This window comes from Ramlibacter tataouinensis (genome assembly GCF_001580455.1).
Classification (GTDB): domain Bacteria; phylum Pseudomonadota; class Gammaproteobacteria; order Burkholderiales; family Burkholderiaceae_C; genus Ramlibacter; species Ramlibacter tataouinensis_B.
Window position 1 is genome coordinate 1,859,707 of record NZ_CP010951.1, and the last position, 16,300, is coordinate 1,876,006.

Annotated in this window: 14 protein-coding genes, 1 tRNA gene and 1 pseudogene; 7 read left to right on the forward strand and 9 right to left on the reverse strand. The window is 67.6% G+C overall.

Annotated features, from left to right (window positions below; translation table 11 throughout):
• Positions 1-88: 88 nt before the first annotated feature.
• Both UC35_RS09015 and UC35_RS09020 read left to right on the forward strand, forming a co-directional pair.
• A complete protein-coding gene (locus UC35_RS09015; RefSeq protein WP_061498250.1) occupies positions 89-1,627 on the forward strand; it encodes a CoA-acylating methylmalonate-semialdehyde dehydrogenase in 1,539 nt (512 codons plus the stop codon).
• A 72-nt stretch (positions 1,628-1,699) separates the two neighbouring features.
• On the forward strand, positions 1,700-3,337 hold the full coding sequence (locus UC35_RS09020; RefSeq protein ID WP_061498253.1) for a GMC family oxidoreductase: 1,638 nt from the start codon (positions 1,700-1,702) through the stop codon (positions 3,335-3,337).
• A gap of 18 nt (positions 3,338-3,355) precedes the next feature.
• On the opposite strand, the gene UC35_RS09025 is transcribed toward UC35_RS09020, so the two are convergent.
• From UC35_RS09025 to UC35_RS09045, 5 genes are all read right to left on the reverse strand, one after another.
• Positions 3,356-3,844: a hypothetical protein gene (locus UC35_RS09025; protein WP_061498256.1), complete on the reverse strand. Its 489-nt coding sequence runs from the start codon at positions 3,842-3,844 to the stop codon at positions 3,356-3,358.
• A 41-nt stretch (positions 3,845-3,885) separates the two neighbouring features.
• Positions 3,886-4,083 (reverse strand): hypothetical protein, encoded by a 198-nt coding sequence (locus UC35_RS09030; protein WP_061498259.1) that lies wholly within the window; start codon positions 4,081-4,083, stop codon positions 3,886-3,888.
• A 35-nt stretch (positions 4,084-4,118) separates the two neighbouring features.
• Complete coding sequence (locus UC35_RS09035) at positions 4,119-4,934, reverse strand: hypothetical protein (protein ID WP_061498262.1); 816 nt, start codon at positions 4,932-4,934, stop codon at positions 4,119-4,121.
• Between the two features lie 2 nt (positions 4,935-4,936).
• Entirely contained in the window at positions 4,937-5,977 is a 1,041-nt protein-coding gene (locus UC35_RS09040) for a hypothetical protein (RefSeq protein ID WP_061498264.1), read from the reverse strand.
• 152 nt (positions 5,978-6,129) lie between these two features.
• Positions 6,130-7,179 carry a hypothetical protein gene (locus tag UC35_RS09045; protein WP_145979383.1) on the reverse strand — a complete coding sequence of 350 codons (1,050 nt, stop codon included), beginning with the start codon at positions 7,177-7,179 and terminating at the stop codon, positions 6,130-6,132.
• Positions 7,180-7,466: 287 nt separating this feature from the next.
• Here UC35_RS09045 and UC35_RS09050 point away from each other — a divergent pair.
• Positions 7,467-8,218, forward strand: a pseudogene (locus UC35_RS09050) (sulfite exporter TauE/SafE family protein).
• A 35-nt stretch (positions 8,219-8,253) separates the two neighbouring features.
• Positions 8,254-8,796: a DUF2946 family protein gene (locus UC35_RS09055; RefSeq protein ID WP_061498270.1), complete on the forward strand. Its 543-nt coding sequence runs from the start codon at positions 8,254-8,256 to the stop codon at positions 8,794-8,796.
• Between the two features lie 52 nt (positions 8,797-8,848).
• Here the strand turns inward: UC35_RS09055 and UC35_RS09060 are convergent, their stop codons facing one another.
• Entirely contained in the window at positions 8,849-9,745 is an 897-nt protein-coding gene (locus tag UC35_RS09060) for a c-type cytochrome (protein WP_061498272.1), read from the reverse strand.
• A gap of 130 nt (positions 9,746-9,875) precedes the next feature.
• Positions 9,876-10,283: a GFA family protein gene (locus UC35_RS22990; protein ID WP_082792960.1), complete on the reverse strand. Its 408-nt coding sequence runs from the start codon at positions 10,281-10,283 to the stop codon at positions 9,876-9,878.
• 158 nt (positions 10,284-10,441) lie between these two features.
• Between UC35_RS22990 and UC35_RS22995 the strand changes: the two genes are divergently transcribed.
• Positions 10,442-10,837 (forward strand): polyhydroxyalkanoate granule-associated phasin, encoded by a 396-nt coding sequence (locus UC35_RS22995; RefSeq protein ID WP_082792962.1) that lies wholly within the window; start codon positions 10,442-10,444, stop codon positions 10,835-10,837.
• Positions 10,838-11,350: 513 nt separating this feature from the next.
• Here UC35_RS22995 and UC35_RS09065 read toward each other — a convergent pair.
• Together UC35_RS09065 and UC35_RS09070 are read right to left on the reverse strand one after the other, a co-directional pair.
• The gene (locus UC35_RS09065) at positions 11,351-12,166 is read right to left on the reverse strand and encodes a DUF3014 domain-containing protein (RefSeq protein ID WP_061498274.1); all 816 of its coding nucleotides are present in this window, start codon (positions 12,164-12,166) and stop codon (positions 11,351-11,353) included.
• A gap of 156 nt (positions 12,167-12,322) precedes the next feature.
• A tRNA-Arg gene (locus tag UC35_RS09070) sits at positions 12,323-12,398 on the reverse strand.
• Between the two features lie 666 nt (positions 12,399-13,064).
• Here UC35_RS09070 and UC35_RS09075 point away from each other — a divergent pair.
• Both UC35_RS09075 and UC35_RS09080 read left to right on the forward strand, forming a co-directional pair.
• On the forward strand, positions 13,065-14,417 hold the full coding sequence (locus UC35_RS09075; RefSeq protein ID WP_061498275.1) for a c-type cytochrome: 1,353 nt from the start codon (positions 13,065-13,067) through the stop codon (positions 14,415-14,417).
• A gap of 22 nt (positions 14,418-14,439) precedes the next feature.
• Positions 14,440-16,296 carry a cbb3-type cytochrome c oxidase subunit I gene (locus tag UC35_RS09080; protein WP_082792967.1) on the forward strand — a complete coding sequence of 619 codons (1,857 nt, stop codon included), beginning with the start codon at positions 14,440-14,442 and terminating at the stop codon, positions 16,294-16,296.
• The last annotated feature ends 4 nt before the right edge of the window (positions 16,297-16,300 follow it).

Sequence of the window (16,300 nt, forward strand, 5' to 3'; positions counted from 1 at the left end):
ATCTTTCGAACAATGTAATCACCAACGCGGTCTTTCCAAAGCGGGGGCACGCGCCTAGACTGGCCTGCGAATCCGAAGGACCCACCTCATGAACGCACCCGACAGAAACACCGCCACCGGACTGGCTTCGATCGAGCACTGGATCGGCGGGCGGCGCGTGCCCGGCCAGAGCGGCCGCCGCGCCGAGGTCTTCAACCCGGCCACCGGCGCCGTCAGCGGCCAGGTGGCGCTGGCCAACGCCGCCGAAGTCGCGGCCGCGGTCGCCAGCGCCCGCGACGCCTTCCCCGACTGGGCGGACACGCCGCCGATCCGGCGCGCGCGCGTCATGTTCAAGTTCCTGGAACTGCTCAACCGCCATCGCGACGACCTGGCACGGGCGATCACCGCCGAGCACGGCAAGGTGTTCACCGACGCCCAGGGCGAGGTCACGCGCGGCATCGACATCGTCGAGTTCGCCTGCGGCATCCCGCAGTTGCTCAAGGGCGACTACACCGACCAGGTGTCCACCGGCATCGACAACTGGACCATGCGCCAGCCGCTGGGCGTGGTGGCGGGCATCACGCCCTTCAACTTCCCGGTGATGGTGCCGATGTGGATGTACCCGCTGGCGATCGCCGCCGGCAACTGCTTCGTGCTCAAGCCCAGCCCGCTCGACCCCACGCCTTCGATCATGATGGCCGAGCTGCTCAAGCAGGCCGGCCTGCCGGACGGCGTGTTCAACGTGGTGCAGGGCGACAAGGACGCGGTGGACGCGCTGCTGGAGCACCCCGATGTGAAGGCGCTCTCCTTCGTCGGCTCCACCCCGATTGCGCAGAAGATCTACGAGACCGGCGCCAGGCACGGCAAGCGCGTGCAGGCGCTGGGCGGCGCCAAGAACCACATGGTGGTGATGCCCGACGCCGACATGGACCAGGCAGTGGATGCGCTGATCGGCTCGGCCTTCGGCTCCGCCGGCGAGCGCTGCATGGCGATCTCGCTGGGCATCCTGGTCGGGGAAGCGGCCGACAAGGTCATGGACAAGCTGGCCGAGCGCACCCGGTCGCTGAAGGTGAAGAACGGCACCGAACTGGACGCCGAGATGGGCCCCATCGTCAGCAGCGCGGCGCACCAGCGCATCACCGGCTACATCGCGCAGGGCCAGAACGAAGGCGCGAAGCTGGTGGTGGACGGCCGCCAGTTCGCCGCCGCCAAGGCCGGCGCCGGCTGCGACAACGGCTTCTGGATCGGCGGCACGCTGTTCGACAACGTTACGCCCGAGATGAAGATCTACCAGGAAGAGATTTTCGGCCCGGTGCTGGGGTGCGTGCGGGTGAAGGACCTGGCCGAAGCGGTGCACCTGATCAACACGCACGAGTACGGCAACGGCGTGTCCTGCTTCACGCGCGACGGCAACGTGGCGCGCGAGTTCTCGCGCCGCGTTCAGGTCGGGATGGTGGGCATCAACGTGCCGATCCCGGTGCCCATGGCCTGGCACGGCTTCGGCGGCTGGAAGCGCAGCCTGTTCGGCGACATGCACGCCTATGGCGAGGAAGGTGTGCGCTTCTACACCAAGCAGAAGTCCATCATGCAGCGCTGGCCGGAAAGCATCGCCAAGGGCGCCGAGTTCGTGATGCCTACTGCGAAGTAGTGAGCGCCCGATCCCTCACGGGGAGAGGGCGGGGGTGAGGGGCACAATGCCGCGGAGGAGACCAGAAGGACAATGAGCGACACCGATTTCGACTACGTGATCATCGGCGCCGGCACCGCCGGCTGCCTGCTGGCCAACCGGCTGTCGGCCGATCCCCAGCGCCGCGTGCTCCTGCTCGAGGCGGGCCGCCGGGACGACTACCACTGGATCCATATCCCGGTGGGCTACCTCTACTGCATCGGCAACCCGCGCACCGACTGGCTCTACAGCACCGAGGCCGACGCCGGCCTGAACGGACGCTCGCTGCGCTATCCGCGCGGCAAGGCGCTGGGCGGCTGCTCCAGCATCAACGGCATGATCTACATGCGCGGCCAATCGCGTGACTACGACCAGTGGGCGCAGTCCACCGGGGACGCGAGCTGGACCTGGGACAACATCCTGCCCTTTTTCAAGAAGCACGAGGACTACTACAAGGGCGCCGACGCGGTGCACGGCGCCGGTGGCGAGTGGCGGGTGGAGCGCCAGCGGCTGCGCTGGGACATCCTGGACGCCTTCGCCCAGGCCGCCCAGCAGGCCGGCATCCCCCACAGCGAGGACTTCAACCGCGGCGACAACGAAGGCGTGGGCTACTTCCAGGTCAACCAGAAGAACGGCTGGCGCTGGAACACCGCCAAAGCCTTCCTGCGTCCGACCTGCTACGGCCGGCCGAACTTCGAAATGTGGACCTCGGCGCACGTGGTGCGGCTGCTGTTCGACCGGCTGGATGACGGCACCCAGCGCTGCACCGGCGCGCAGGTCTGGGACGGTCAGCAACTGGTGACGGTGAACGCCGGGCGCGAGGTGCTGCTGTGCGCCGGCAGCATCGGCTCGCCGCAGCTGCTGCAGCTGTCGGGATTCGGACCGGCGGACCTGCTGGCGCGCTTCGGCCTGCCGGTGGTCCGGGACCTGCCGGGCGTGGGCGCCAACCTCCAGGACCACCTGCAGATCCGCGCCGTCTTCAAGGTCAAGGGCGTCAGCACGCTCAACACGCTGGCCAGCAGCTGGTGGGGCAAGGCCAAGATCGGCATGGAATACGCCCTCAAGCGCTCCGGCCCGATGAGCATGGCGCCGTCACAGCTGGGCGCCTTCACGCGCAGCTCACCGGACATGCCCTACCCCAACATCGAGTACCACGTGCAGCCGCTGTCGCTCGATGCCTTCGGCGAGCCGCTGCATGCCTTCAACGCCTTCACCGCCAGCGTCTGCAACCTCAATCCCACCAGCCGCGGCTCGGTGCGCATCCGCAGCAACAAGTTCGAAGACGCGCCGCTGATCGCCCCCAACTACCTGAGCACGCCGGAAGACCGCAAGGTCGCGGCCGACTCGCTGCGCGTGACGCGCCGCATCGCGGCGCAGCCGGCGCTGTCGCGCTACGAGCCGGTCGAATGGCGGCCGGGCACGCAGTACCAGAGCGACGAGGAGCTGGCGCGGCTGGCCGGCGACATCGCCACCACCATCTTCCATCCGGTGGGCACCACCAAGATGGGCCGCGCCGACGACCCGATGGCCGTGCTGGACTCGCGCCTGCGCGTGCGCGGCACCGTGGGCCTGCGGGTGGTGGACGCGGGCGCCATGCCCACCATCACCAGCGGCAACACCAATTCGCCGGTGCTGATGATGGCCGAGCGCGCCGCCGAGTGGATCGTGCGGGATGCGTCCACGGCGGCCTGAGCGCCTCTGGAAAAAGTCTTATCGGGTCCTTGCCGACCGGAAGCCTCGCAACGCCGCCCATCCCAGCCAGACAAAGACGGCAAGCATGAGCGCCTGCGTCACGGCGAACGGGGCCTCCTTTTGCGTCGGGGCCAATTGCGCGAGCGGCGGCGTCTTGGTGAAGAGTTGCACGACCAGCACGAAGACGTTGAGATAGAGCGCCGCCACGGCGGTGGTCACGTAGGCCGCCCGCCATCCGCCCTCCATTTGCTTCCAGTACCGAGCCGCAAGACAGACGGCAAGCACGACGAGGGAGACCGCCCCCACGACGTGCGGCGGCGCAAGCTTCGTGAACGGGAAGCCGAACCCGGTCACGCTGGTGAGGATCGTCGTCGCGAGAAAGAAGGCGGTCCAGCCGTTCAGGCGTGCGCCGCCCATGAGCCCGCCGACGACAACGAGACCGGCGACGATGCCGAGGACGCTGATCACGACATGGATCAAGGTGAACGTGGGCAGATCAAAAGTCATGACACCTCCCTCGGATGGGCCAGCGCTTACTTTACAAGGCTCTAGCGAATGCCGCCAACATAGCGCGGCGCGTCGAGGTCCCTGGGCTTGCGCTTGTCCGGATCGAAGCCCGAGTCGCCCAAGCCCGTGTCCGGCAAGGTCGAGCTGCCCAAGCCATCCGCAGGTTCGGGCACCAGCGGCGCATCGCCGTGCGGCGCCGCATGCCGGTCCTTCAGCAGCGGGCCAGGCGCTCCCTGCACGCGGACCGGGCGCCCCGGGCCGGTGCCCGGCGCCTTCAGAAGATGCGGGTCAGCGACAGCGACAGGTCATCGATTCGCAGTTGCGGCTGGCGCACGGTGCCCACCGCGACGGCGTTGCGATACAAGGTCGCGGGCGCGCTGGCCGCCTGCCGCGTGCGGCTCCATTCGAGCGCCCAGCGCCACGCATCGGAGCTGGCCAGGCCAAGCCGCAGCAGCACCTCCTCGCGCCGGCCGCCGGTGAATGAGGACGCGTCGAAGGCGCCGCCGTAGTCAACCTGCAAGCGTTGCGCGATGCTGGCGCGCCAGGAGAGCTGCATGCTGGCCCGGCCGAAGGCCAGCGCCAGCACCGGGCTGCGCCAGGCCAGCCCCGGCAGCCACAGCGACGATGTTTCGGTGAGGCCGCCCACCTGCGAGGTGCCCGCGATGGCGCGCCGGCTATCGAGCCAGGAAAGGGTCAGCGCGGGTTCGCCCCAGGCCGATGCGGGCAACGGCCGCCAGCCCACGCCGAGTTCCAGGTCGCGGTGCCGCGAGTCCGTCGACAGCGCAGCGCCTGACTGGGTCTGGCCCTGGTAGTCGAGCGGCGCCAGCGTCAGGGCCGCATTGACATCCAGCCCGCTCCACGGGGCGGCCGGCCGCGCCGCCGCCCGCAGGCGCGCCAGCGGCCCGCTCTCGCGCAGCAGGCGCGCGCCGGCGGCATCGTGCTCGGTCAGCGTGCGCTGTCCGAGCGCCGCGCCCAGTTCCAACTGCAGCGCGCCGGCCTCGCCGGATCGCGCCGGGCCTGCTGCCGCCAGCGCGCCGAGCGCGGCCAGCGCCGCGCAGGCCGTGCGCGACGCCCAAACTGCCCGCGCCACGCTTACAGCAGCGCCTGCAGTTCGCTCAGGGTCGCGCTGCTCGACGACTCGTAGGTGCCGTCGCCGTTGCCGTCGACCTGCACCGAGAAGGTGTTGCTCGCGCTCACGGTCACCAGCAGCGCGGAGTTGCTGCCGACGATCTTCATGCTGCCGGCGGTGTAGGCGCCGGTCGAGGCATTGCTCACCAGCGGGGCCGGGGTGCTCAGGTCATAGCGCACCGTGCCCGTGCCGAGGCGGCTGTTGGTCGACTCGATGGTGGCGGTGACGTCCGTGCTCACGATCGTGCCCTGCCGGGTCATGGACTGGCGGTAGTTCTTCAGCGTGCCCTTGCGGGTGCCGAGCGAATTGGTGGTGGTGCTGCTGAGCGACGTGCCGCTCAGCACGGTCACGTCCGCGGTGGCGCTGCTGGCGGTCACGTCCAGCTGCAGGTCGCCGTCCGCGCGGTTGGTGACGCCGCCGCCCGCGATGCTGAACGCGTTCATCGTCATCGACATCACGATGTGGAAGGGATACACGTTGGCGTTGGCCATCGAGCCGCTGGTGATCTGCAGCGTCATGCTGCCCGACATCGTCTGCAGCACGCCGTCGACCGTCTCCCGGCAGTTCGTGGCGCCCAGCGTCACGTTGTCGCCCGCCACCAGCGCATCGCCGCCCGAGACATTGCCACTGATGGTCAGCGTGCCGCCGCCGGAGCAGGGGATGGATTCATTGATCGCCACGCCGGTGGCCAGCGGCGTCTGGGCCGGCACCAGCGATGCGAGCTTGCGGGCCGCGGCGGCCAGTTGCAGCGTAGCCGACGGCGCGCCGGCGCCTTCGACCTGCACCCCGGTCGCCAGCGAGGCGCCGGCTTCGGCCGCCGGGTTGCCGGCGGCGTTCTCCAGCGCATCGGCCGCGACGGCCTTCGAGTTGGCGCTGGTCATCGTGAGCGCCGCAGGCGCGGGCGCGGGCGCCGGCGCCGGGTTGGACCCGCCACCGCCGCCGCCGCAACCGGCCAGGGTCAGGGCGAAAAGGGCCGGCACCACCGACATCGGAATCTTGGACATGTTCACTCCCTTGCAAAACGGAACCGATGAGCTTACCCCAGCAAAAGGGCAGGCAGGCAGGCCGCGCCCCGGCGGGCGCATGCAGCCTTGACGGGAGTCACAGGGAGCGAGCGTCCGCGCAACAACAGGCGCGAGCGCGGGGCCGCGGGCGCCTAGAGCAGGCCCGAGAGTTCGGTCAGGTTGGTCGTGATGGTCCTGTCGGCGCTGCCGTCACCGTTCTCGTCCAGCAGGATCTGGGCGACGTTGTTGACGGTGAAGGTGAGAGTGAACTGCGCGCCCCGGGCGCCCACCACCCTCAAGGTGCCTGCGGCGACCACGCCGGCGAGGGGATCCCAAACGACCGCGGCCGGCGTGCTGACCATGTAGGTGCTGGCCGTCGTTCCCAGTTGCGGGCTGTTGGTTTCGATCGTGCCTGACAGCGTTGCGGTGGCCACCGTGCCGCTGATGGCCAGGCCCTGCGCGTAGTCGCGCAGGACGGTGTTGCGAGTGGCGCCGCCCGAGATCGTTTCCCGCGTGGCCAGCGACTGGCCCGTGGCCAGCAGCGTCTGCGAGCTCACCGACGTGGCGCTCCAGTCGATGCGGGCGTCGCCGTTCGAGACGGCCAGGCTGCTGCCGGCCTGCACCGACAGGTTGGTGACCGTGCTCTGCATCACCACATGGAAAGGCAGCGTATCGGTCAGCGTTCCGTTGATGATCTCGATCGCGACCTGGCCGTTGAACGTCAGCACGACGCCGGCCTGGTTGATCCGGCAATTGTGGTGGGTGACGGTCAGCGTGTCGCCGGCGACCACCGCCGCAGTGCTCGCCACGTTGCCGGTCACCGTGAGGCTGCCGCCGGCGGGACAGGCCGTCGTCCGGTCGATCGCCACCCCCACGGGCAGTTGCGCTCCGGCGATCGATGCCGCCCCCAGCCGCGCCGCGGTGGTCAGGGCCTGCAAGGCCCCGGTGCCGCCCAGCGCCGCCAGATCGACCTGGACGCCCAGCGGCAGTCCGGTCGCCCGCGTGGCCGCGGCCTTCATGACGTTGTCCAGTGCATTCGCGGCGACCGGCTTGGCACTCGACTCGGTGATCGCCACCAGCGGGGTCGCCGCGCTCACCTGCCCGCCGCCCGTGCCATTGGTGCCGCCGCTGCCGCCCCCGCCGCCGCAGGATGCGGCGAGAAGCGCACAAACGAATGAAGCCGCCGTAAGACGAAAGCTCATCGATACTCCCTTCGTTTCGCAGGTGAATGCCTGAGATTGAGCCAATATAGACCACCCGTCCGCGCCCGTGGGGCCGGCGGCGGCGCAGGCCGCGGGAAAATCCCGATGCACCGCCGCGGGGCGGCGAGGTAGAGTTGCCGCACTCGTAGGCGCGCCTCGCAGGCCGCAAGCGCGAGGGACCGAGGAGACAAGCTCAGAATCAGAATTAATGCAAAGGCGTCCCGCGAGACGCCCCTGGACAAGGCGCCATTCGTGGCGCCTTTTTTGTTTTGGGACAATGCCGGGCGATGGATCTGCTGCTGGTCTCGCTCGCGTCGCTGTTGGCTGGTTTCGTGGACGCGATCGTCGGTGGCGGCGGACTGGTGCTGGTGCCCGCGCTGTTCGCCGCGTTCCCCGGCACGCACCCGGCGACCCTGTTCGGCACCAACAAGGCCGCGGCGATCTGGGGCACCGGGATCGCCGCGGTGCAGTACAGCCGGCGCGTGCGCCTGCCCTGGCATGCCCTGCTGCCGGCGCGGGGTTTGCCGGCGCGCTGGCCGGGGCATGGGCCGTGACGGTGATCTCGCCGGAGTTCCTGCGCAAGCTGTTGCCCCTGGTGCTGCTGGCCGTGCTCGCCTACACGCTGGCCAAGAAGCACCTCGGACGCGATCACCAGCCGCGCTTTACCGGCGCCCGCGAAACCGCCGCCGCCGGCAGCGCCGGGCTGGTGATCGGCTTCTACGACGGCTTTTTCGGTCCGGGCACGGGCAGCTTCCTGGTCTTCATCTTCGTGCGCTGGCTCGGCTACGACTTCATGCATGCCTCGGCCAGCGCCAAGCTGGTCAACACCGCCACCAACCTGTCGGCCCTCATCCTGTTCTCGCTCAAGGGCCATGTCTGGTGGCACTACGCGCTCGCGCTCGCGCTGGCCAACGTGATCGGCAGCCTGCTCGGCACGCGCCTGGCGCTCAAGCACGGAGCGGGCTTCGTGCGTGGCGCCTTCATCGCCGTGGTCGGCGCGCTGATCATCAAGACCGGCTACGACGCTTTCGGCCGCTAACCCCGGGCGCCGCGCCCGCGTCCGATAATGCGCCCATGGACGACATCGTGCGCCAGGCCATGGCCAAGTGGCCCAACGTGCCCCACTGCTACGGCTGGCTGGGGCTGGACGGGCGCGGCAACTGGTACATGCGCGACGACCGCGCGCAGGCCGCCGGGCCGTTTCCGCAAAGCAAGGGCTCGCTGCTGCGGCACGACAAGCTGATCGAGTTCATCCAGCGCAACTACGAGCACGACGCGCAGGGCCAGTGGTACTTCCAGAACGGCCCGCAGCGGGTGTATGTGGAACTCGAGAGCACCCCCTACGTCTGGCGGGTGGATGCGAGCCACCAGGTCGCCTCGCACACCGGCCGCACCGCATCGGTCCGTGGCGCGGTGGTCGACGAGCAGGGCCACCTCTACCTCGACACCGACATCGGCTTCGGCATCGTGCACACGCTGGACATGGAAGCGGCGGCGGACGCCATCGAGCGCCGCGTGTGGCGCACCGAGGAGCTCGGCCTGGCGCAGCTGCCGGACAGGTTCGCCTACGTGCGCAGCCCCGCCGGGGCCCGCGAGAAAGAGCCCGCCGCGGGTTGAGGCAACAAAAAAGCCGGTCTGTCGACCGGCTTTTTGTTGGAGGCTGCGCCGCTTACTTGCTGGCGTTCGCCATGTACTCCACGGCGGCCTTGATTTCGGCGTCCGAGGCGGTGGAACCACCCTTGGGCGGCATGCCGCCCTTGCCCTTGATGGCGTTCTCGACCAGCGCCGGCATGCCCTGCTGGATGCGCGGGGCCCAGGCGGCCTTGTCGCCGACTTTGGGCGCGCCTGCGATGCCCGCGCCGTGGCAGACCGCGCAGGCCTGCTTGAAAAGCGCCTCGCCACCGCCGGCCGCGGCGGCAGCCGCCGGCGCCGGGGCAGCCGCCGGCGCGGCACCGGAAGCAGCGGCCGTCGTCGTCGCCGCCGGCGCAGCGCCGGCCGGCGCCTGGCCACCTGCGGCCGCGGCGGGCTGGGGCTCGGCGAATTTGGCGCCTGCTGCGTTGGCCATGAAGGCCACGCCACGCGCGATCTCGATGTCGTTCATGTCGCCGCCGCCCTGGCCCGGCATGTTGCCCTTGCCCTTGAGCGCCGCCTGCACGAGCGCGTCGAATCCCGCCTTGATGCGCGGGGCCCAGGCCGCCGCGTCGCCCACCTTCGGGGCTCCGGCCGCGCCCGGGGTATGGCAGCCCGTGCACTGCGCCTTGAACACTTCTTCGCCGGTCTTGAGCGGGCGATTGGCGTCGCGGATTTCCACCATGCCGACCTTGCGGATGCGCTCGGCCACGCCGCGCTCCTGGTCTTGCGCCGACACGCCGCCGAGCGCCTGGCTTTCCGCCGCCGTACTGCCCGAGGGCTTGTGGTCCGAGGTCACATAGTTGACGAGGCCGATGATGATGAACACTGGCAGCACGAATGCGAAGATCACCGTCAGCAGCAGCTGCCTGGAGGTCTTGATCGGACCGGTGTGGCCGTGGTCGTGGTGCTCGTCGTCGTGCGTGCTATCGCTCATGGCTTGTTCGTTTAGGCAAGGCGTGAAACAACCTTTGATTATAGTGGGGGGCCTGTAAAAGCCTGAACAGCGGCGGCCGGCATGCCCGCAGGCTCGTGCTTGCCCTCACGCAATTCGGGCGCGGTCCAGGTCACGGTTCAAACCCAGGCGGCCATTCCTTGAACTGCGGAAGCGCATCCGCTATCTCGTACCAGGGTGCCTTGGACCCTACGAAGATATGCTCGCGTGGCCGCGTCCCCGAATCTCCGTCGAGTGTTCCCACCACCACTTCGCCGACCGTGCCGGAATGGGTACAGACGACGGGTGATCCGCACTTCCTGCAAAAGCACCTCTGTTTTCCGGGAGAAGATTCATACCCCTGGACAAGGTCCTCCCCCGATAGCCACCGGAACTGGTCGGGGCTGATGATCCCCCAAGTCGCGAATGCGGCCCCGTGAGACTTCCTGCACATCGAACAATGGCAGTTGCCCATGAACTTGAACGAGCCGGTGATCTCGTAGCTCACGGCCCCGCACAAACAGCTACCTCTCATCGCCATTTCGCGTCTCCTTGAAAAGGGTGCCTGCAACTGTTCATTCGGTTCGCGTCTCAAGGCACGTCGGAGAACACCGTGCGCTGGCGCCGGAGACGTAGGACGAGAAGCCGAGTTCAGGCGCACGCCATTCCGCCCGCATCACTGGCAGGCATGATACGGCGATGCCGAGAAAACATTCTTCCAGGTCGGTCGCGCGTCAGCACATCGAGCTCGCTTGGGCCGCGCCACAGGTGATCGCTCACCGCGCCGCACGCCTATTGGCAGCAGGTGCCAAGCCCAACACGCGCGACGCTGCCGAGTTCACGCGCATGTTCACCGAAAAGACGAGCGCGTTCTCACAAGCGTGGTTCGCAAGCTGGGCAGCGATGTACTGGGCGCCATGGCAGGTAGCCATGCAGGTTCTGCGCATCGGAGGTGGTCTTGGCCGAGGCGGCGCCATGACCCTCGATCCACTCTGGCGTGCGTGGGTTCGCCAGGGATGGGGCATCGCTGGCTCAGCGCTCGCACCCGTGCATCAAACTGCCGTGGCGAATGCGCGCCGCTTGCGCCTGCAGTGAGCGCGGGGGCGAGCGCAAGTCCGTTCACTCTCGCGACCGGCGCCACCTGTCGGCGGCGAACGAGTCGCTCCGTCAGGCGAATTCCTGATCGCCGTTTGCTCATTCGCGTCGACCGCGTCGGAGTAATCCTCGGTCGGGCAGGCTTCAGTCTGAGACCGGAAATCGGATCTCGCCGGGTCCAGCGATCAGTGGCTTCCGATACCTCCGGTGCCGGTCAACGGCCATAGTGAAAGCGTACGAGCACCAGCGCCGGAGGCTGAGATGAACCGCTCAAGATCCCCCCAGTTCCAGCTTCGCTACCGATCACTATTCCATCACGGCCGTGGTTTCGCATTTCCGTGCGACGCGCGGGGACGGGTCGAACTCGACGCGCTCAGCGAGCCCGCGCGCAACAACTACTTATACGCGCGGGCCATGGTGGGAAAGGAAATGATGCTCCCGGCGGTGGAACCACTCGACGTTTGAATTCCATCGCCATCGCTGCGACGAAGTGCGACTGCTTGGCCGGCTGGATCAGCGCGTCGTTGAGCGCCTCATCAGCCCCCGCCGGACGTCGGCGAGTTTGGCCTTCAGGCGGCGTTCGTTGACTGCGCCCATTCGCAACAGGATCTTTTGTCCGGCGGAAAGCGATTCCAACGCGGGGTCCGCGTACTGGTATCGCACCCAGGGCCGCGTCGACGGGATCGGACCTTTGACTTCGGTCAGCACCACCGCCACGGGCTCCGCGGCGTCGGGCGTGGCGAGCAGCTGGTCGATCACTTCGATCAGACGGTCGTTGAAGTTGCGTTTCGGATAGCCGAGCTCCTCGTAGGCCTGCTGCAGCAGCGGATACAGGCGCACATACAGATCGACCGCGCGGCCGGTGTCTACGGACTCCACCAGCTGCACGAAGGGTGTGTAGCGCCGGCTGTTGTCCGCGGCGATGGCGGTCTCGCTGTCCTGAATCTGGACCGTGAAACGGCCGGTCGTCGGCTGCACCGGCCACTTGGAAGCGGGCGCGTGCTGGCGCCCAAGGTTGTCCACGGTGGCGACGAAGCCCTGCACGAAGCTGTCCGTCTGCAGAAACAAGCTCACTGCCTTGCGGCCGAGCAGCTCGACGAGCGCCGGCTCGATGTCAGCCGTGGTCATCGGCGCAGCAGTGGTCGGCGGCTCGATCACATGGGTGACCGGCGGCGACGGTACTGCAGCGGGCGCCGAGGCGGGCGGGACGGATCCGGAAGCAATCTGTGTCGGCGCAACTGCACCCTGCTGTTGGCTTCGCCACCAAATCGCCGCCAGCGCGAAGGCAACAACGACGGCTGCCAACATCAGCACATGCTTGGCTTTCATTTTGTGCAATCTACACCGGTGTGCGCGCTGCAGGCTGGAGAGCAGCGCCTGCAGGTTCCACGACGCACGCACGATCGGCGTGTCGGGGCGAGCGCGGTGCGACCTGGCAAGGGACGATCCTTGCGGAGGCAAGCATATTGACTTGTGTGAACAAGCTGGCGCGGCTGGCGGGGATCGAACCCACGACCCTCGGCTTCGGAGGCCGATACTCTATCCACTGAGCTACAGCCGCACAGGCGGGGATTGTAGCCGCACACATCCTTGGCCCATCCGGGACGCTGCGGGTTGCCTCATCTCCCGCGATGGTAATCGCCAGGAGCATCATCGCTTTTCCATTTGGGAGATTCGAGGCGATGCCGGTCCGCTGACGAATCGCGCTCCAAAGCGGCGGCTTGGGTGGGCCCGCCGCCGGTGAATGCGGCGTACTCAGGCCACGCAAGTCGGAGCGGCGACTGCTGCAAAGAGAACCTCGGCTGGATGAGTTGAGCTCGCGTTCAACGAGCAGAGGCGGCTGCGTCCGACTGCTCTTCCTGTGCGCAGTGTCGTGAAGCGTCGATGGATCTCCTGATCCTTAGTGCCCAACAAGAGCGTGACAGTGCGGACATAGGTCCGTGGCTCCCTTGCGCCGTCCCGCCATCAGGTGTAAAACAAAAACCACAGCTGGCTCGGCGAATCCGGGGCAGCGTGCGCAGTCTTCGTTCTGCGCTGTCGCTGACACGGGGGTCGCCATGGACACTTTCCTAGGCTTGCGTGGTCGGATGTTGCTTGCAACGAGCTGGAGCGCGGCTGCGTTTTCCGGTGTCGCTGCCGGCTCGTTTCGTTCAGCGCCTTTCTTCCCCATACCCCGTGAAGCAACGGGCCCGCTCTGTTTGAGGCTAGAGAGAAGGGAGTCCTAGCCATGCCGATCGCCATCGCGTTGATCCTGCTGGCCTTGGGCTCGGTGCTGTTCCACTTCCTGAGCCCCTGGTACTTCACACCGATCGCCTCCAACTGGGACACGATCGACGGCACCATCGCCATCACCTTCTGGGTGACTGGGATCGTGTTCGTCGCGGTCAGCGGATTCATGGCCTGGGCGGTGATCCGTTACCGGTACCGCAAGCACGCCCGCGCCGCGTATGAGCCCGAGAACAAGAAACTAGAATGGCGCCTGCTGATCGTGACCGCGGTCGGCGTCGCCGCGATGCTGGCGCCCGGGCTGCTGGTGTGGGCCAAGTTCGTCACCGTGCCGGAGGACGCCGCGGTCGTCGAGGTCGTGGCCCAGCAATGGCACTGGAGTTACCGCCTGCCGGGCCAGGACGGCAAGCTCGGGACGATCGATTCGCGCTTCGTCTCGACCGAGAACCCCTTCGGCATGAACGCCAACGACGAGCGCGGGCGCGACGACGTGCTGGTGGCCAGCCCCGAACTGCACCTGCCCTTGGGCAAGCCAGTCAAGCTGCTGCTGCGCTCCAAGGACGTGCTGCACAACTTCGCCATCGCCGAAATCCGCGTCAAGATGGATCTGGTGCCCGGCATGGTGACCTACGCCTGGTTCACGCCGACGCGCACGGGTTCCTTCGACCTCCTGTGCCAGGAGCTCTGCGGCATCGGCCACTTCGCCATGCGCGGCCGCATCGTGGTGGACGAACCCGCGGCCTACCAGGCCTGGCTGCAGCGCCAGGCCACTTATGCACAGGCCAGCGCACGGCCGGCCGGCGATGTCGCCGCCGGCAAGGCCCTGTATGCCGCCTGCGCCGCCTGCCACGGCGCCAACGGCGAAGGCAATGTCGCGGTGAACGCGCCCAAGTTGAGCGGCCAGGGTGGCTGGTACCTGGAGCGGCAACTGCGACATTTCAAGCAGGGCGCGCGCGGCACCAACGAGAAGGATGCGTTCGGCAAGATGATGGCGCCCATGGCCGCCACGCTGGCCGACGACAAGGCCATGGCCGATGTCGTGGCCTACATCGCCAGCCTGCCGGACACGCCGGCAGCGGGCACCCTCAAGGGCAACGCCGACAACGGCCGGCAGCGATTCCAGACCTGCGCCGCCTGCCACGGCGCGAACGCCCAGGGGAATGCGGCGACCAACGCCCCCCGGCTCAAGGGAATGAGCGATTGGTACCTCGCCACGCAGCTGAAGAATTTCCGGACCGGCGTTCGCGGACACGACCCACAGGACATCTACGGCGGGCAAATGGCGCTATTCGCCGGGATGCTGGGCGACGACGCCGCGATCGCCGACGTGCTGGCCTATATCAATTCACGTTGACGCAGGAAACCAGGGAGAGCCCATGACGGCCTATGTTGCGCACGACGAGTCGGAGTTCGCCCCGCCTGCGGAGGTGGGCGAGGTCGAGCTCTACCACCCAAAAACCTTCATCGGCAAATACATCTGGAGCCAGGACGCGAAGGTGATCGCGGTCCAGTACGCGCTGACCGCCATCGGCATCGGCCTGGTGGCGCTGGTGCTGTCGTGGCTGATGCGGCTGCAGCTCGGCTTTCCTGACCGCTTCTCCTTCATCGACCCGCACAACTACCTGCAGTTCGTCAGCATGCACGGGATGATCATGGTGATCTACCTGCTGACGGCGCTGTTCCTGGGCGGCTTCGGCAACTACCTGATCCCGCTGATGGTGGGGGCACGCGACATGGTGTTCCCCTACGTCAACATGCTCAGCTACTGGGTCTACCTGGCGGCGGTGCTGTTGCTGGTGGCAAGCTTCTTCGTGCCCGGGGGGCCGACCGGCGCCGGCTGGACCCTGTACCCGCCGCAGGCCATCCTCGACGGCACGCCGGGGTCGCACGCGGGGATCATCCTGATGCTGCTCTCGCTGTGCGTCTTCATCGTCGGCTTCACCATGGGCGGCCTGAACTACGTGGTGACGGTGCTGCAGGCGCGCACGCGCGGCATGACGATGATGCGGCTGCCGCTGACGGTGTGGGGCATCTTCATGGCCACCATCCTGGCGCTGCTGGCCTTCCCGGCGCTGTTCGTCAGCTGCATCATGATGCTGCTGGACCTGACGCTAGGCACCAGCTTCTTCATGCCGGCACTGGTTTCCAAGGGCCAGCAGCTGGATTACTCGGGCGGCACGCCGCTGCTGTTCCAGCACCTGTTCTGGTTCTTCGGCCACCCTGAGGTCTACATCGTCGCCCTGCCCGCCTTCGGCATCGTCTCCGACCTGATCAGCACCCACGCACGCAAGAACATCTTCGGCTACCGCATGATGGTCTGGGCCATCCTGGTGATCGGCGGCCTGAGCTTCATCGTCTGGGCGCACCACATGTACGTGAGCGGCATGAACCCGTACTTCGGTTTCTTCTTCGCCACGACCACGCTGCTGATCGCGATCCCCACGGCCATCAAGGTCTACAACTGGGTGCTCACGCTATGGCGCGGCAACATCCACCTGACGGTGCCCATGCTGTTCGCCATCGCGTTCATCTTCACCTTCGTCAATGGCGGGCTGACCGGCCTGTTCCTTGGCAACGTGGTGGTCGACCTGCCGCTGTCGGACACCATGTTCGTGGTCGCTCATTTCCACATGGTCATGGGCATCGCGCCGATCCTGGTGGTGTTCGGCGCCATCTACCACTGGTACCCGAAGATCACCGGGCGCATGCTGGACGACGGGCTGGGCAAGCTTCATTTCTGGGTCACCTTCGTCGGCACCTACGCGATCTTCTACCCCATGCACTACCTGGGCTTCCTGGGGATCCCGCGCCGCTACTACGCCATCACCGGCACCACCTTCATTCCCGAATCGGCGCAGCATTTGAGCGCGGCGATGTCGATCGCGGCCTTCATCGTGGGCGCCGCGCAGATGGTCTTCCTGTACAACCTGGCGGTCAGCTATTTCCGGGGCCGGCCGGCCGGCGGCAACCCGTGGCATGCCACCACGCTGGAATGGCAGACCCCGCAGACGCCGCCGACGCACGGGAACTTCGGCAAGGAACTGCCGGCCGTCTATCGCTGGGCCTATGACTACAGCGTGCCGGGCGTGACAAGCGACTACATTCCACAGAACGTCCCGCCGTCCATGGTGGCGGCCGAGGGCTGGGTCGAGCCCGAGCCACCCGGCCCGGCCGCGCCGGCGCCGCAGGCGGCCCGAGCCCGCGAACCCGATCACGCACCGGCCGCGGAGTAGCGCC